The sequence below is a fragment of the Helicobacter pylori FD535 genome, from assembly GCF_000296015.2.
Lineage (GTDB): Bacteria > Campylobacterota > Campylobacteria > Campylobacterales > Helicobacteraceae > Helicobacter > Helicobacter pylori_CT.
Window position 1 is genome coordinate 1 of record NZ_AKHP02000030.1, and the last position, 15507, is coordinate 15507.

12 protein-coding genes and 1 other RNA gene are annotated in these 15507 nt (G+C 39.7%); 7 read left to right on the forward strand and 6 right to left on the reverse strand.

Annotation, left to right across the window (positions count from 1 at the left end):
* Together DV63_RS13545 and DV63_RS13550 are read right to left on the reverse strand one after the other, a co-directional pair.
* A partial coding sequence (locus tag DV63_RS13545) for a uridine monophosphate kinase (RefSeq protein WP_001148054.1) occupies positions 1-440 on the reverse strand: 440 nt, incomplete at its 3' end.
* A gap of 75 nt (positions 441-515) precedes the next feature.
* A complete protein-coding gene (locus DV63_RS13550; RefSeq protein ID WP_001210668.1) occupies positions 516-1199 on the reverse strand; it encodes a menaquinone biosynthetic enzyme MqnA/MqnD family protein in 684 nt (227 codons plus the stop codon).
* Positions 1200-1323: 124 nt separating this feature from the next.
* Here DV63_RS13550 and acnB point away from each other — a divergent pair, with 124 nt between their 5' ends.
* From acnB to hofE, 4 genes are all read left to right on the forward strand, one after another.
* On the forward strand, positions 1324-3882 hold the full coding sequence (acnB, locus tag DV63_RS13555; protein ID WP_017179733.1) for a bifunctional aconitate hydratase 2/2-methylisocitrate dehydratase: 2559 nt from the start codon (positions 1324-1326) through the stop codon (positions 3880-3882).
* Positions 3883-3956: 74 nt separating this feature from the next.
* Positions 3957-4223, forward strand: a complete 267-nt coding sequence (locus tag DV63_RS13560) for a hypothetical protein (RefSeq protein WP_000725270.1) — start codon at positions 3957-3959, stop codon at positions 4221-4223.
* A 266-nt stretch (positions 4224-4489) separates the two neighbouring features.
* Positions 4490-5779, forward strand: a complete 1290-nt coding sequence (locus DV63_RS13570; RefSeq protein WP_001145983.1) for a DDE transposase — start codon at positions 4490-4492, stop codon at positions 5777-5779.
* Between the two features lie 93 nt (positions 5780-5872).
* Positions 5873-7240 carry an outer membrane beta-barrel protein HofE gene (gene hofE, locus DV63_RS13575; RefSeq protein WP_000911503.1) on the forward strand — a complete coding sequence of 456 codons (1368 nt, stop codon included), beginning with the start codon at positions 5873-5875 and terminating at the stop codon, positions 7238-7240.
* Between the two features lie 6 nt (positions 7241-7246).
* On the opposite strand, the gene DV63_RS13580 is transcribed toward hofE, so the two are convergent.
* The 3 genes from DV63_RS13580 to lolA form a co-directional block, all read right to left on the reverse strand.
* Entirely contained in the window at positions 7247-7774 is a 528-nt protein-coding gene (locus DV63_RS13580; RefSeq protein WP_001168767.1) for a hypothetical protein, read from the reverse strand.
* A 42-nt stretch (positions 7775-7816) separates the two neighbouring features.
* Positions 7817-8202: a transfer-messenger RNA gene (gene ssrA, locus DV63_RS17990) on the reverse strand.
* Between the two features lie 64 nt (positions 8203-8266).
* Complete coding sequence (lolA, locus tag DV63_RS13590) at positions 8267-8821, reverse strand: LolA-like outer membrane lipoprotein chaperone (protein ID WP_000643134.1); 555 nt, start codon at positions 8819-8821, stop codon at positions 8267-8269.
* A 146-nt stretch (positions 8822-8967) separates the two neighbouring features.
* Between lolA and secA the strand changes: the two genes are divergently transcribed.
* The 3 genes from secA (at position 8968) to hofF (ending at position 14565) form a co-directional block, all read left to right on the forward strand.
* Complete coding sequence (gene secA / locus DV63_RS13595; protein ID WP_000588151.1) at positions 8968-11565, forward strand: preprotein translocase subunit SecA; 2598 nt, start codon at positions 8968-8970, stop codon at positions 11563-11565.
* Positions 11555-12787, forward strand: a complete 1233-nt coding sequence (locus DV63_RS13600; RefSeq protein WP_001141139.1) for an FtsX-like permease family protein — start codon at positions 11555-11557, stop codon at positions 12785-12787. The genes secA and DV63_RS13600 overlap by 11 nt, the downstream gene beginning before the upstream one ends.
* A 278-nt stretch (positions 12788-13065) precedes the next feature.
* A complete protein-coding gene (hofF, locus tag DV63_RS13605; protein ID WP_001108268.1) occupies positions 13066-14565 on the forward strand; it encodes an outer membrane beta-barrel protein HofF in 1500 nt (499 codons plus the stop codon).
* A 181-nt stretch (positions 14566-14746) separates the two neighbouring features.
* Here the strand turns inward: hofF and DV63_RS13610 are convergent.
* The coding region (locus DV63_RS13610) for a restriction endonuclease subunit S (RefSeq protein ID WP_020982424.1) at positions 14747-15507 on the reverse strand (761 nt) is incomplete at its 5' end.

Below are 15507 nucleotides of genomic sequence, written 5' to 3' on the forward strand. Positions count from 1 at the left end.
GCCGTATCCGTAGTGAAAAACGGGTTTCCCGTGCCAGCGCCAAAAATCACCACCCTACCCTTTTCTAAATGCCTGATCGCTTTTCTGTAAATGTAACTTTCACAAATCTCTTTGATTTCAATCGCGCTCTGCACTCTTGTGTCTAAGCCGATATGCTCTAAAGCTTCTTGCATGGCTACGGCATTAATCACGGTGGCTAACATGCCCATATAATCCCCACTGGTGCGCCTGATGATCCCCCCTTGAGCCGCGCTAACCCCCCTAATGATATTGCCTCCACCAATCACAATACCCACTTCAATATCGTTTTCCACTAAGCTTTTGATCTCTTTAGCGATGTGATCTAACACATGAATGTCAATCCCAAACTGGTTGTCCCCAGCTAACGCTTCCCCAGAAAATTTCACCAAAACCCGTTTGTTTTTTATTTTTGCTTGCATGATCCCTTCTTAATCAAATAAAACTTTAATAAAACTTATGATTGTAACCTAATCTTGCTTAAAAACACCCTTTAACTAAAAACGCTTGGGTTTTTGAATGCGTTTGAACAACAATTCACGATAGAACGCTTTAAGGCCTAATTGTTCCTTTTTGCCTAAAGTGTAGTAAATTTTTTGCAAGTAGTTTAGAATGTCTTGGCGTTTTAAGTTTGTTTTTAAAGCGGCTTCTTTAAGGATGTAGTAAGGGATTTTTGTTTTTTGGTGTTTGAAAGCTAAAGACAAGCGCTTGTAAAAATCCTTGTTTTGGTAATAACACAAACGCCCAAAAACAAACGGCAAGCGTTTTTTTTCATACCAAAGAGCGGCTAAATCTATAAAATCTTTTTTGGGGTTGGAATAATAAAACTGCAGCGCTTTATTGCCGATTAACACTCCGCCTTTTAACCCTAGCGCTTGAGAGAGGGCGTTTGAAGAAGCGCTTTCTTTATCAAAAGCGTTTTTTGTACCCACAACCAGCACGCTTAAAACTTCCTTATAAGCGACAATGCCTAGAGAATAGGAATGAAGAGCGAATGAATAGCCAGCGATAGAAGAAATAAACCCCGCATCAATACGCCTGAATAAAAAACTCTCATTGAGTTTGGAAGGGTAGGTTTTTTTAAGCCGTAAAAATTGTTTGAAAGAACAAGGGGTGGGGTAGGATTTGATAAACACATCAAAAGGGAGCATGTTCAAATAATCAATTTTACCAAAACGCACTTAAAATCCTTTTTTGTATCGCATGGTAGCTAAAGTTTCTTACAACTTAACTGAAAGTAAAAAGAGTTTTGTTATCATGGGGTGGTTTGCATTAGCGAGTAATGCTATTTAAAAAGGAGAAATGATGAAAGATTTTTTAGAAGATTACAAAAAAAGCGTTTCAGAAAGAGAAAGTGAGGGTATCCCGCCGCTCCCTTTAAACGCTAAACAAGTTCAAGCTGTCGTTGAAATTTTGATGAAAGATCCCACAAACGCCGCTTTCGCTAAAGAATTACTCATTCATAGAGTGAGTCCTGGGGTTGATGAGGGGGCGAAAGTGAAAGCGGAATTTTTAGCCAAATTGTCTCAAAAAAAACTAGAATGCACGCACATTAGTGCTTTAGAAGCGACCACTCTTTTAGGCACGATGCTTGGGGGGTATAATGTAGAGCCTTTGATTATGGGATTAGAAAGTCAAGACAAAAACATCGCTAAAGAGAGCGCGAAAGCTTTAAAAACCACTCTTTTAGTCTATGGATCGTTTGATAAAATCGCTCAAATGAGCAAAACTAACGCTTTGGCTAAAGAAGTGCTAGAGTCTTGGGCGAACGCCGAATGGTTTTTGAATAAAGAGCCTTTGAATGAATGCATTGAAGCGTGTGTGTTTAAGATTGATGGCGAAACCAATACCGATGATTTAAGCCCAGCGAGCGATGCTTTCACACGAAGCGATATTCCTTTACACGCCAAAGCCATGCTCAAAAACAGGATTGAAAATTACGAACAACGCATAGAAGCCATTAAAACTAAAGGCGTTCCTGTAGCGTATGTGGGCGATGTGGTCGGCACAGGAAGCTCTAGAAAAAGCGCGACAAACTCTATCATGTGGCATTTTGGTAAGGACATTCCTTTTGTGCCTAATAAAAGGAGTGGGGGCATTGTGATTGGGGGGGTGATCGCTCCGATTTTCTTTGCGACTTGTGAGGATAGCGGGGCGTTACCTATTGTGGCTGATGTTAAGGATTTAAAAGAGGGCGATATGATTAAAATCTATCCTTATAAAGGCGAAATCACGCTGAACGATAAAGTGGTTAGCACCTTTAAGCTAGAGCCTGAAACTTTGTTAGATGAAGTCAGGGCTTCTGGGCGTATCCCTTTAATCATCGGTAGGGGTTTGACTAATAAAGCGCGTAAATTTTTAGGGCTAGGCGAATCTGAAGCGTTTAAAAAGCCATCCGCTCCTAAAAGCGGCGCTAAAGGCTACACTTTAGCCCAAAAAATTGTAGGGCATGCTTGTGGGGTGAAAGGGATCTTGCCTGGGACTTATTGTGAGCCAAAAGTTACCACCGTGGGCAGTCAAGACACCACAGGAGCGATGACCAGAGATGAGGTTAAAGAATTAGCGAGTTTGAAATTTGATGCGCCTTTTGTGTTGCAGAGTTTTTGCCATACCGCCGCTTACCCAAAACCTAGCGATGTGAGTTTGCATGCGACTTTGCCTAGCTTTATCACTCAAAGAGGCGGTGTGGCGTTGCATCCGGGCGATGGCGTGATCCATACATGGCTGAATCGCATGGGATTGCCTGACACTTTAGGCACAGGGGGGGATAGCCACACTCGTTTCCCTTTAGGCATTAGTTTCCCGGCAGGGAGCGGGTTAGTCGCTTTTGCAGCGGTTACAGGCACGATGCCCTTAAACATGCCAGAATCCGTGTTGGTGCGTTTTAAAGGGGAAATGAATCCTGGGATCACCTTAAGGGATTTAGTGAATGCGATCCCTTATTATGCCATTAAAAAAGGGTTACTCACGGTGGAGAAAAAGGGTAAAATCAATGTCTTTAACGGGCGTATTTTAGAGATTGAAGGCTTGCCTGATATTAAAATGGAGCAGGCTTTTGAACTAAGCGATGCGAGCGCTGAAAGGAGTGCGGCTGCTTGCGTGGTGCGTTTGAATAAAGAGCCGATGATTGAATACTTGAAATCCAATATCAAGCTTATTGATGAGATGATCGCGAGCGGTTATGAAGATAAAGAGACCTTGAAAAAACGCCGAGATGCGATGCAAGCTTGGGTGGATAATCCGGTATTGTTAGAGCCAGATAGTAACGCTCAATACGCCGCTGTCATTGAAATTGATGTGGCAGAAATCACTGAGCCTATTTTGGCATGCCCTAATGACCCTGATGATGTCGCTACTTTGAGCGAAGTTTTAGCGGATACGACCGGCAAAAGACCCCACGCTATTGATGAAGTGTTTATTGGATCTTGCATGACGAATATCGGGCATTTTAGAGCCTTTGGCGAAATCGTTAAAAACGCTCCTCCCAGTCAAGCGCGTCTTTGGGTAGTGCCACCCAGTAAAATGGACGAACAAGAGCTGATTAATGAGGGCTATTATGCGATTTTTGGGGCTGCCGGGGCAAGGACTGAAGTCCCAGGCTGTAGCTTGTGCATGGGCAATCAAGCGAGGGTTAGGGATAATGCGGTCGTTTTTTCTACTTCCACACGGAATTTTGATAATCGTATGGGTAGAGGGGCTAAAGTGTATTTAGGTAGCGCAGAGCTTGGGGCGGCGTGTGCTTTACTAGGGAGAATCCCCACTAAAGAAGAATACATGAATTTAGTGAGCGAAAAGCTAGAGAGCCAAAAAGACAAGATCTATCGCTACATGAACTTTAATTTAATGGAGAATTTCAGGCTCTAGTTTTATTAAAAGGGGCGATCCCTTTTGTTTAGCTGTGGCTGAATGTTGAGAGAGGATAAAAAAGGAGAGTGGCGGTGAAAAAAATCGTTGTGGGTTGGTGTGTAGCGTTGGCTTTTTTAAGCGCGGATCCAGCGCAAGCCAATAAAGCGATCAGTAATGCGGATTTGATTAAAGAGATAAGGGACTTAAAAAAAATAATCAGCACGCAAAACACTGAGATCAACAATTTAAGAAAAGTGCAAGAAGTGTTGTCTGGGCAATTAGGGGATATGCGTAAGGATATATTAAGCACTAGGGATTATTGCATTAGCTTAAGGCCTTATATTTATAATTGGCGCTAGGGGATAATCAAAAACATGAAAGCATGCACCATTCAATGATGCAATCCTTTAATGGTTGAAGGAATTAAAGTTGGGGGGTTTGGTTCTCGCTCTGTATCCTTGTAATGGGGATTTTATAGAGTTTGAGTATTTAAAAAGCACGTTCAATCTCGCACACCTTAAAAAAAGTCCTCTTGTTGGGTTGTAGGGGTGGGATTAGTCTCCTTGTTAGGGTTAAATATCCTATAATAAAATTTTAGGAAATTCAGTTTAAAAGATATTAAAAAATGCCATACGCCTTAAAAAAAAGATTTTTCAAACGCCTTGCGCTGATTGTTTCAACTTTTTGTGCGATAAGCTTGAACGCTAAAAGCTATCTGTTTTCCCCTTTGCCCCCAGTGCACCAGCAAATCATTAAGACAGAGCCATGCTCTTTGGAATGCTTGAAAGACTTGATGCTGCAAAATCAAATCTTTTCTTTTGTTTCTCAATACGATAACAACAACCAAGATGAGAATCTTAAAACTTATTATCATGACATACTCAATAAACTCAACCCCGTATTCATCGCTTCTCAAACTCCAGCTAAAGACAGCTATGAGCCTAAGATTGAATTAGCCATTTTACTGCCTAAAAAGGTGGTGGGGCGTTATGCCATTTCGGTGATGAACACCCTTTTAGCGTATTTGAACACCAGAAACAACGATTTCAATATCCAAGTCTTTGACAGCGATGAAGAGAGTCCTGAAAAATTAGAGCAAACCTATAAAGAAATTGAAAAAGAAAAATTCCCTTTTGTGATAGCCTTATTGACTAAAGAGGGCGTGGAAAATTTGCTCCAAAACACCCCCATTAGCACCCCTACTTATGTGCCTACCGTGAATAGAGCGCAATTAGAAAATCAAACCGATCGTTCTTTAAGCGAACGCTTGTATTTTGGGGGGATTGACTATAAAGAGCAATTAAGCATGCTCACGGCTTTCATTAGCCCTAATTCGCCCGTGATTGAATACGATGATGATGGCCTAATAGGCGAACGCTTGAGGCAAATCACGGAGTCTTTAAGCATTGAAGTCAAACACCAAGAAAATATTTCTTACAAGCAGGCCACGAGTTTTTCTAAAAATTTTAGAAAAAACGATGCGTTTTTTAAAAATTCTACCTTGATTTTAAACACCCCTACCACTAAAAGCGGCCTGATCCTTTCTCAAATAGGGCTTTTAGAATACAAGCCCCTTAAAATCCTTTCCACGCAAATCAATTTCAACCCCTCTTTACTCTTACTCACCCAGCCTAAAGACAGAAAGAATTTATTCATTGTCAATGCCTTGCAAAATAGCGATGAAACGCTTATAGAATACGCCTCCTTATTGGAGAGCGATTTAAGGCATGATTGGGTGAATTATTCCAGCACAATAGGGCTAGAGGTGTTTTTAAACACGCTGGATCCGCATTTTAAAAAATCTTTTCAAGAGAGTTTAGAAGACAATCAAGTCCGTTACCACAATCAAATTTATCAGGCTTTGGGGTATTCTTTTGAGCCAATAAAAAATGAAAGCGGAACCAAAAAAGAATAATATTTAGATAATTATTTGAATACTTTTATTTTTAATGGATTTTTTAATAGAATTGGAATATGATACGAGCGAAAATTAAACAAAGGTTATTCTGTGTTAAAATTTCAAAAATTACCTCTATTGTTTGTTTCCATTCTTTACAATCAAAGCCCTTTGTTGGCTTTTGATTATAAATTTAGCGGGGTAGCGGAATCCTTTTCTAAAGTGGGGTTTAACCATTCCAAACTCAATTCCAAAGAAGGGATTTTCCCTACAGCCACTTTTGTAACCGCTACGATCAAGCTTCAAGTGGATTCCAATCTGCTCCCTAAAAACATTGAAAAACACAGCTTAAAAATAGGCGTTGGGAGGATTTTAGGAGCGCTCGCTTACGATTCTACCAAAACGCTCATAGACCAATCCACGCATCAAATCTATGGCTCAGAACTTTATTACTTCATAGGGCGTTGGTGGGGGTATTTAGGCAACGCTCCTTGGAAAGACTCCCGCATAGGATCTGACGCTCACACCCGTAATTATGTGCTGTATAATTCTTATTTGTTCTATTCTTATGGCGATAAATTCCACATCAAATTAGGGCGTTACCTTTCTAACATGGATTTTATGAGCGGTTATACGCAAGGCTTTGAAGTGGATTATCAAATCCATTCTAAAGTGGCGTTAAAATGGTTCAGCTCTTTTGGGAGGGCTTTAGCTGCGGGGCAATGGATACGAGATTGGTATGCCCCTATTGTTACTGAAGATGGCAGAAAAGATGTTGATTATGGCATTCATGCGGTGCAACTCTATTTTTCTAGCAAACATGTTAAAGCTACGCCCTTTTTTTATTTTTCACCTAAAACTTACGAAGCGCCCGGGATTAAAATCCATATTGATAGCAACCCGAAATTTAGAGGTTTAGGGTTACGATCTCAAACCCTTATCAATGTGATTTTCCCCGTTTATGCTAAAGATTTATACGATGTGTATTGGCGTAACTCTAAGATTGGCGAGTGGGGTTCATCGCTTTTAATCCACCAACGCTTTGACTGCAACGAATTTAACTTTGGCTTTGGTTATTACCAGAATTTTGGCAACGCTAACGCAAGGATTGGCTGGTATGGTAACCCGATCCCTTTTGATATAAGAAGTAACAGCGTTTATGGTTTGGTTTTTAGTAACGCTGTTACCGCAGACTCTGTTAGCGGGTATGTCTTTGGTGGGGGCGTGTATAAAAGATTTTTATGGGGTATTTTAGGCCGATACACTTACGCCACCAGAGCGAGCGAAAGATCCATTAACTTGCACTTGGGTTATAAATGGGGTTCTTTTGCTAGCGTTGATGTGAATTTACAATACTATGCGGTGAGCATGCACAACGGCTATAAGGTTAATGATCTCACTAGCCCTTTTGATAAAGCCTTTAAGGCGAACACACAAGACAGAAGCAACCTCCTTGTGAGTTTGAAGTTCTTTTTTTAAACCCTATCAATTAGGCTTGGTGGAATTGAGCCATTGTTTTTGGAAATTAATGGCTTTTCTCAATTCGGCTTCCAGTTGGGCTAAAACATCTTTTAAGGGCTTAACATCAACCAAATTGTCTTGCTTGAAAGAATCCAGCTGTTTGTCAATTTGCAAAGCGGCGTCTAGCGCGTCTTGGGGGAATACCGGATCGCCTAAAGCCTTTTTAATCGATTCACCGATTTCAATCGTTTCAGAGCCTTGGTGATCTTTTAAGTTAGGGTTATTTTCTTTATCCTTAGGTTTAGGCTCTAAGATCAAGCGCAAATGTTTGATTTTTTCATGCAAATCGTTAAGATCTTTTAAGTGATCGGTGTTGCGCCCCCTATCAACCGCTTTTTCTAAAAGCTTATCGCTCAGGCTGACTAACTGATCGCTTAATTTAACGCTGTTAGCTTGAGCTTCTGTTACTTCATCAATATCAATCGCTGCTAAAGCGCTCACAAAATAAAAGGGCAACGCCCACCTTCTAAAACGAGAGAAAAACTTCTGCATTCACCTTCCTTAAATACGCTATAAAAATGATACTTTTTAATATGGTGGAGCTGTGGGGAATCGAACCCCAGTCCAAAAATCTTGTCCTAAACACAAACTTCTACAATGCTTAGAAAATTGGTTAGTTTTTTAGCCTTAAAACTAGCTCTGGTCCAACTTTCTAAAACCTTGAGGTAGTTTCAAGAGTTCTTGTTTCTTAGTTTAAAAGGCGAACCACCTTTTAAAAGCGTCTAGCTTAAGGTTATGGAATGATTAAAACGCTAGAAATTCTAATCAGTCCAGCTCCAAAAGGAGATTAACTCACGCAGCTTTAGCGTAAGCTGGAGCGTAATCTGTGTTGTTTACAGTTATTTTTGTTGCTGTTTTACAAGCAGTGCTTGGCATGCTGTCTGCACGACAAGAAATCTGTCGAAATCCAAGTCAGCCCCATGATTTCAAAGCTTGTCTATTTTAGCTAACTTTTGCTAACAAAACGCAATGAATCATTAAAAATCATTGGCGCACAATATCAATGTTTTCATCTTTAGGCTTAAAAACAAAGATTTCATCAGCAATGGTGGGGTTAATTTCTATTTGAGAAAAAGTGATCGTTACAAGATTGTTCATTTCATCTTTAAATTCTAGCGAAAAAGGCTTGCCGTCTTTAAAAACCAAACGATAAGTGGTTTTGTTGATAGTCGTTTTAAAAGAGCCGTCATCTTGCTTTTTCAAGCGCTTGAGAATGGTGAAAAAATCCGTCTTGTCTTTTAAGGGCGTAATGGTCGCTTGAAACAAATTAGGCTCATAAACCACCACTTCTTTATCGTTCATGTAAATTTCTTTTTTTAAAGGCTTTTCATAAACCCATAAAGCCCAATTAGGGGCTTTAGCCTTTAAAACCCCGTAATAAACTAAAGGTTTTTCCTTTTTTAAAACCTGCTTGAAATGTGCGCTAAAACTTTGCAAATGCTGTAAAACCTCTTCTTCTTTAGAAAGCGTTGGAGGATTTTTAGCACAAGCAACGCTCACAAAAATCAAAACCATTACAATCTTTAAAAAAGCTTTCATTATTCAAACCTTAAAAACAATCTCTCATCTTTAATAAAACCCTTTATTTTACAAGACTTTTATTTTATCCATGCTAAAATGGGATTAAAAACTGACGCTTTATTATATTAAAATATTGAAGCACTCTTAATAAGGTTATTACTACTATGATAAAAGCAATCATTGGAAAAATCATTGGCACCAGAAACGATCGTTGGATCAAACAATACAAAAAACAAGTCCTAACTATCAACGCCTTAGAGCCTACTTATGAAAAAATGAGCGATGATGAGCTGCAAAACGCTTTTGAAGAGTTAAAAAAACGAGTGCGATCCACAGAAAAAGATTTGCAAGAAAAAACCCTTTTAGAAGTTTTACCGGAAAGTTTTGCTATCACCAGAGAAGCGAGTAAAAGGATCTTAAAGATGCGCCATTTTGATGTGCAACTCATTGGGGGCATGGTCTTAAACGATGGCAAAATCGCTGAAATGAAAACTGGAGAGGGTAAGACTTTAGTCGCTACTTTAGCGGTGGCTTTGAACGCTTTAAAGGGCGAAAGCGTGTTCGTGGTAACCGTTAATGATTACCTAGCCCATAGGGATTCTAAAGAAATGGAGCCGTTGTATCATTTCTTAGGTTATAGCGTAGGCACGATCACCGCAAGCGTGCGGGATGACGATGAGCGCTTAGAAATTTATTCTAAAGACATTGTTTATGGCACTAATAATGAATTTGGCTTTGATTATCTAAGGGATAACATGAAATATTCTTTAGAGCATAAAGTGCAAAAATCCCATGCGTTCGCCATTGTTGATGAGGTGGATTCCATTTTAATTGATGAAGCGAGAACCCCTTTAATCATTTCAGGGCCTGTGGATAGGCGCATGGAAAATTACAACAAGGCTGATGAAGTCGCTAAAAGCATGCAAGCGGAAGTGGATTTCACCATAGATGAAAAAAACCGAGCGGTTTTAATCACTGAAGAGGGGATTAAAAAAGCCGAAAACCTCTTTGGCGTGGATAATTTATACAAGATTGAAAACGCCGCTTTGTCGCACCATTTAGACCAGGCTTTGAAAGCGAATTACCTCTTTTTTATTGATAAAGATTATATTGTAGCCAATAATGAAGTGGTGATTGTAGATGAATTTACCGGTCGTTTGTCTGAGGGGAGGCGCTTTAGTGAGGGCTTACACCAAGCTTTAGAGGCTAAAGAGGGCGTGAGCATTAAAGAAGAGAGCCAAACCTTAGCCGATATTACTTTCCAAAATTATTTCAGGATGTTTTCCAAACTCGCTGGCATGACTGGCACGGCTCAAACCGAAGCCACAGAATTTTTAGAAATTTATAATTTAGAAGTGGTGTCTATCCCCACTAATTTAGCGATCAAGCGCAAAGATTTGAACGATCTCATCTATAAGAGTGAAAAAGAAAAATTTGACGCCGTGATCCTTAAGATTAAAGAATTGCACGATAAGGGTCAGCCCGTTTTAGTTGGCACGGCCAGCATTGAAAAGAGTGAAACCTTGCACGCTTTACTCAAAAAAGAACGCATCCCTCACACCGTTTTAAACGCCAAACAACACACCAAAGAAGCTGAAATCATCAAAGACGCCGGGCTTAAAGGAGCGGTTACGATTGCGACTAACATGGCAGGCAGAGGCGTTGATATTAAACTCACTGATGAAATCAAAGAGCTTGGGGGGCTGTATATCATTGGCACTGAAAGGCATGAGAGCCGCAGGATTGACAACCAATTAAGAGGGCGGAGCGGGCGCCAAGGCGATCCAGGAACAAGCCAATTCTATTTGAGTTTGGAAGACAATCTGTTACGCATTTTTGGGAGCGATAGGATTAAGGGGGTGATGGAAAAATTAGGGCTTAAAGACGGCGAACACATTGAATCAAAGCTTGTAACAAGAGCGGTGGAAAACGCGCAAAAAAAAGTGGAAAACTTGCATTTTGAAAGCCGTAAGCATTTGTTAGAATACGATGATGTCGCTAATGAGCAACGAAAAAGCGTGTATAAATTTAGAGATGAATTATTAGATGCCAATTACGATATTAGCGCTAAAATCGCTGAAAACAGAGAATACGCGCTCAATCAAATCTTTTCCAAACTCAAAGCCTTTGACCATCAAAACCTGTCCAAAGAGGAACTTTTAGGGCTTAAAAACATCTTAAAAGAAGATTTTAACGCTCATGTTGCGTTAGAAGATTTAGAAAAAGCCTCTCCTATTGAAAAATTTGTCGCTGAAAAATTAAAAAGCGATTATGAAAACAAAATGAAAGTTTTGGATAGCGAACAAAGAAGCCGGATTGAACGCATCGTGTATTTGCAGATTTTAGACAACGCATGGCGGGAGCACCTTTACACGATGGATAATCTCAAAACCGGTATTAATTTAAGAGGCTATAACCAAAAAGACCCTCTTGTAGAATACAAAAAAGAGAGTTACAACCTTTTCTTAGAACTCATTGAAGACATTAAAATGGAAGCGATCAAAACCTTTTCTAAGATCCAGTTTGAAAACGAGCAAGATTCTAACGATGCGGAGCGTTATTTGGATAACTTTAGCGAAGAAAGAGAGCATGAGAGCGTAACTTACCGCCATGAAGAATCCTTAGATGAAGATTTGAATGTGGCGATGAAAGCTTTTTCTAAAACCCCTAAAAGAAACGAGCCTTGCCCTTGTCAAAGCGGCAAAAAATATAAAGATTGTTGCGCTAAAAGCGGGCCTAAAAAGGGCTTATTTGCCAAGTAGATCCCTAATCTTTTTCCTTATCAAGCGTTATTTGCGTTTTGATAAAAGCCAGCCATTTATTAGCATCACCGCTTTGTTGGCTTTTTTTGGCGTGGCGGTTGGCGTGATGGTTTTGATTGTGGCTATGGCGATCATGAACGGCATGAGTAAGGAATTTGAAAAAAAGCTTTTTGTGATGAACTACCCCTTAACGCTCTATACCACAAGCCCTTATGGGATCAGCGAAGAAGTGGTTCAAGCTTTAGAAAAAAAGTTCCCTAATTTGATTTTTAGCCCCTATTTGCAAACTCAAAGCCTGATTAAAAGCATGCATTCCATGAATGGTGGCGTGGTGTTTGGGGTTGATTTTTCTAAAGAAAGGCGCATCAATGAAGTTTTAAACGACGCTTTAAAAAACACCAATGAAAACGATCTTTTTAAAAACCCTTTTAATTTGATCGTGGGGAAAAGCTTGAGATATAGCTTGAATTTAGATCTCAATCAAAAAGCCGATTTGTTTTTCACCGAATTAGAGCCAACAGGCTTAACGCTCTCGCCTATCATGAAGCGTTTTACCATAAAAGGCGATTTTGATTCAGGGCTAAAATCTTATGACATGAGCTACATGTATACTAGCCTTCAAGCCATAAGTGCGATCAGGAGGTTGCCCTTAGGGCTTTATGATGGGGTGCATGTCTATTCTAAAACACCCATGAAAGATATTGAAATTTTACGCAACGCTTTAAAAACCATCAACCACCATGGCATAGGCATTGAAGGGTGGTGGCAACAAAACGGGAATTTTTTCTCGGCTATGGAATTAGAAAAAAGAGCGTTATTCATTGTGCTCATGCTCATTATTTTAATGGCGTCTTTGAATATCATCAGCTCGCTTTTAATGGTGGTGATGAACAGGCGTAAAGAAATCGCCCTACTCTTTAGCATGGGGAGCAGCCAAAAAGAAATCCAAAAAACCTTTTTTTATTTGGGCAATATCATTGGTTTAGGCGGCGTGGCGCTTGGGGTGGTTTTAGCGTTTTTAAGCATGTATCTTTTAAGCGTGTTCCCTATCATCTCGCTCCCGGCAGATGTCTATGGCATTAACACCTTGCCTTTGGATTTGTCTTTAATGGATTTTATTCTCACTCTAATAGGCTCGATCATTATCGTAGCCCTTTCTTCTTATTACCCGTCTAAAAAAGCTTCTACTATTGACGCTTTAAGCGTGTTAAGGAATGAATAAATTAAAAAATTAAATCATATTGAGATTAAATAAGGCTTTGAGTGTCTCTATTTGACTAACAAAGAAAAATTTTATTCTCAAAATTAAAAAAAACCATAATATTATGCTAGTATAAGGAACGACTTAGTTAAGAATTAACTTTGTAAGTCGGACTTCGTAGAAAAAAGGACGAAAGATGAACAGACTGATTAGATGTTTAAGATCTGTAAGAAAAAATTTTCTTTGAACGGTGTTGGCTTACTCTATTTAGAATTTTTAGTTTATACCAAGGGTTAAACATGAACTATAAGGTTGCATCTGCTAAAAATATCGCAACGCTTCTTTTTTTATTCTCTTCTCAAAGTCAAGCTCTTGATTTGGGTAAAATCGCTAAAATTAAAGCGGGTGCTGAAAGTTTCTCTAAAGTCGGTTTCAATAACAAACCTATCAACACTAATAAAGGGCTTTACCCTACCGAAACCTTTATGACGGTCATGGCTTACATGCAAGTGGATTTTACGGAGCTTTTGCCCAAAAGTGCTACGGCTAACGGGCACCATTTAGACGGGAGTCTTGGAGGTTGGGGGGGTGCTGTAATTTATGATACCACTAAGGATTTTATTAACGAAGTTACAGGGAAAACCTATGGGGCTATGGCTTGGAACTATGTGGGCTATTGGGGCGGTCTTGTGGGGCAAAAACCATGGGCTAGTTGCGGGTTAGCCACAGGGAATTTGACTCAAGGCCAATACGATAAGATGACTCAAGCTGAAATGACGCAGTTGTCTAATCAAGAAGCTTTAGCGGCTTCCACTTGCGCGAAAAGTTATGCCGATCACACCAGAAACTATGTGATTTATAACGCTTACTTGCGCTACAACTACAAAGATATTTTTCAAATTAGGGGCGGGAGATACGAATCCCCAGCGGATTACATGAGTGGTTACAACCAAGGCTTGGATATGACCTTAAACTTAGGGAATTTCAAATTCTGGTGGTTTAGCTCTTTTGGTCGTGGCTTTGCCTATAACGAGTGGCTTTATAATTTCTATTCGCCCAAAACCTACACCCTTAAAAACGGGCAAACCATAAACCCTGGGGTGCATGCCTTTTATATCATTTGGAATTACAAGGGTTGGAGCATTCAGCCTTTTGTCTATTTTTCACCCTTTAACGAATACGACCCTAACTTTACGATCACTTATGACAGTAACCCCACTTTTACCGGATTAGGGTTTCGCTCTCAAACCGATGTTACCGTGCTCAATCCTTTTTACGCTAAAAGATTTTGGGACACCTATCAATTTGGCATGCCAGCCGGTAAGAACGCGCACAGCTTGATGATCAAACAAAAGTTTGAATGGAATGAATACAATTTTGGTTTTGGGATTTATAAATCCTTTGGGAACGCTAACTGGATGATAGGCTACCATGGTAACCGCTTGGGCTTTGACTTTTGGACGAACACCGTTTATGCAAACACCCTTAACTCTTTGTCTTACATGATGGACGCGAACGCTTTCACCGTGTTTGCCTTTGGCGGTGGAGTGCATAGGAAATTCCTTTGGGGTTTATTGGGGCGTTTGACTTATGGGCCTAGGGCGAACGAACAAGTCTTATCGCTCAACTTGGGCTATAAATTCACTAAAAATTTCTCAGCCGACATTAAATTTGAATATTATAATGTGTTGATGCATCAAGGCTATAAAATGGGGTGGAACGGGCCAAAATTAGACAGCCAACCCGCCACCGATCAAGATAGGAGTCATATTTTCACCGAAATCGTGTGGAAGCTTTAAACCCTCTTTAAATAACAACCCTTTAAGGGTTTGTTAAAACGCCTAGCAAAAACAGCCATTAAAAACCATTTTATCGCCTATTTTAGGGCTTGTTTTTAAAATTAGAATTTTAAACTTTTTTATTACGCTATTTTTGGCTCTGCTATACTAAAACTTTTATTTTTAAAGTTTTATTCAAAACTCATTTTTTAACTTCTTTGTGTGGGGTGAGTGGTTTAAAGGTCAATAGTTTTTCTCGGTAGTATTCGTATTGCTTTTTCCTGGCTTTTATTTCAGCGGGGATACCGGCTAATAAATCGGTGGTTAGGGCTAAAAATTGATCCAAAATCTTAACGATCTCTTGTTGGACTTCTAGGGGTGGGATGGGGACTTCTAATTGTGAATAGCGAGAAATCCACTGCCTTGTATGTTCCCCACTGATATTATAGGGAATAGTTTGCATGTAAAAAAAGATAAATCTGATGTTAATTGTAGGATCTTTTGGGAGTAAGATTTTCATAGCGCTTGATTTCACTTTGAAAGGGAAATCAACCCATTGGGTCGCTGTTGTGAAATCGTCAAAGATGATAACCGGAGAACTTTTACTCGCTTGATAAATGTTGTCTTTTTCGTTTGTATAACCTAAAATAAAGGTTTTTCCTGCAGTTAAAACGGGAGTAGGATAACTTTTATCAAATTCTTTACTCGTTACGCAATATTGATTGGGTTGATCGTATTCTAGCACCTCCCCCAACTTCCTAAACTCCACCCCTTTAGGCGCTAAAGTTTGGAGTAGGGTTTTCAAGCGTTTAGGGTAGGTTTTTGCGCTCATTTTTGCGTCTTTGTGGTTTGAATGGATGCCATCAAAGTCTAAAAGCATGTTTTGGTAATACTGGTATTGCTTTTTGCGCGCGTTTAATTCTGTGTTTAATTCTGTGTTTAATTCTGTGTTTAATTCTGTGT

Excerpts from the sequence above, each read along its gene's own strand:
- secA (WP_000588151.1), top strand. The coding sequence starts at position 8,968 with ATGATAAAAGCAATCATTGGAAAAATCATTGGCACCAGAAACGATCGT.
- hofF (WP_001108268.1), top strand. The coding sequence starts at position 13,066 with ATGAACTATAAGGTTGCATCTGCTAAAAATATCGCAACGCTTCTTTTT.
- acnB (WP_017179733.1), top strand. The coding sequence starts at position 1,324 with ATGAAAGATTTTTTAGAAGATTACAAAAAAAGCGTTTCAGAAAGAGAA.
- DV63_RS13570 (WP_001145983.1), top strand. The coding sequence starts at position 4,490 with ATGCCATACGCCTTAAAAAAAAGATTTTTCAAACGCCTTGCGCTGATT.
- lolA (WP_000643134.1), bottom strand. The coding sequence starts at position 8,821 with ATGAAAGCTTTTTTAAAGATTGTAATGGTTTTGATTTTTGTGAGCGTT.
- DV63_RS13580 (WP_001168767.1), bottom strand. The coding sequence starts at position 7,774 with ATGCAGAAGTTTTTCTCTCGTTTTAGAAGGTGGGCGTTGCCCTTTTAT.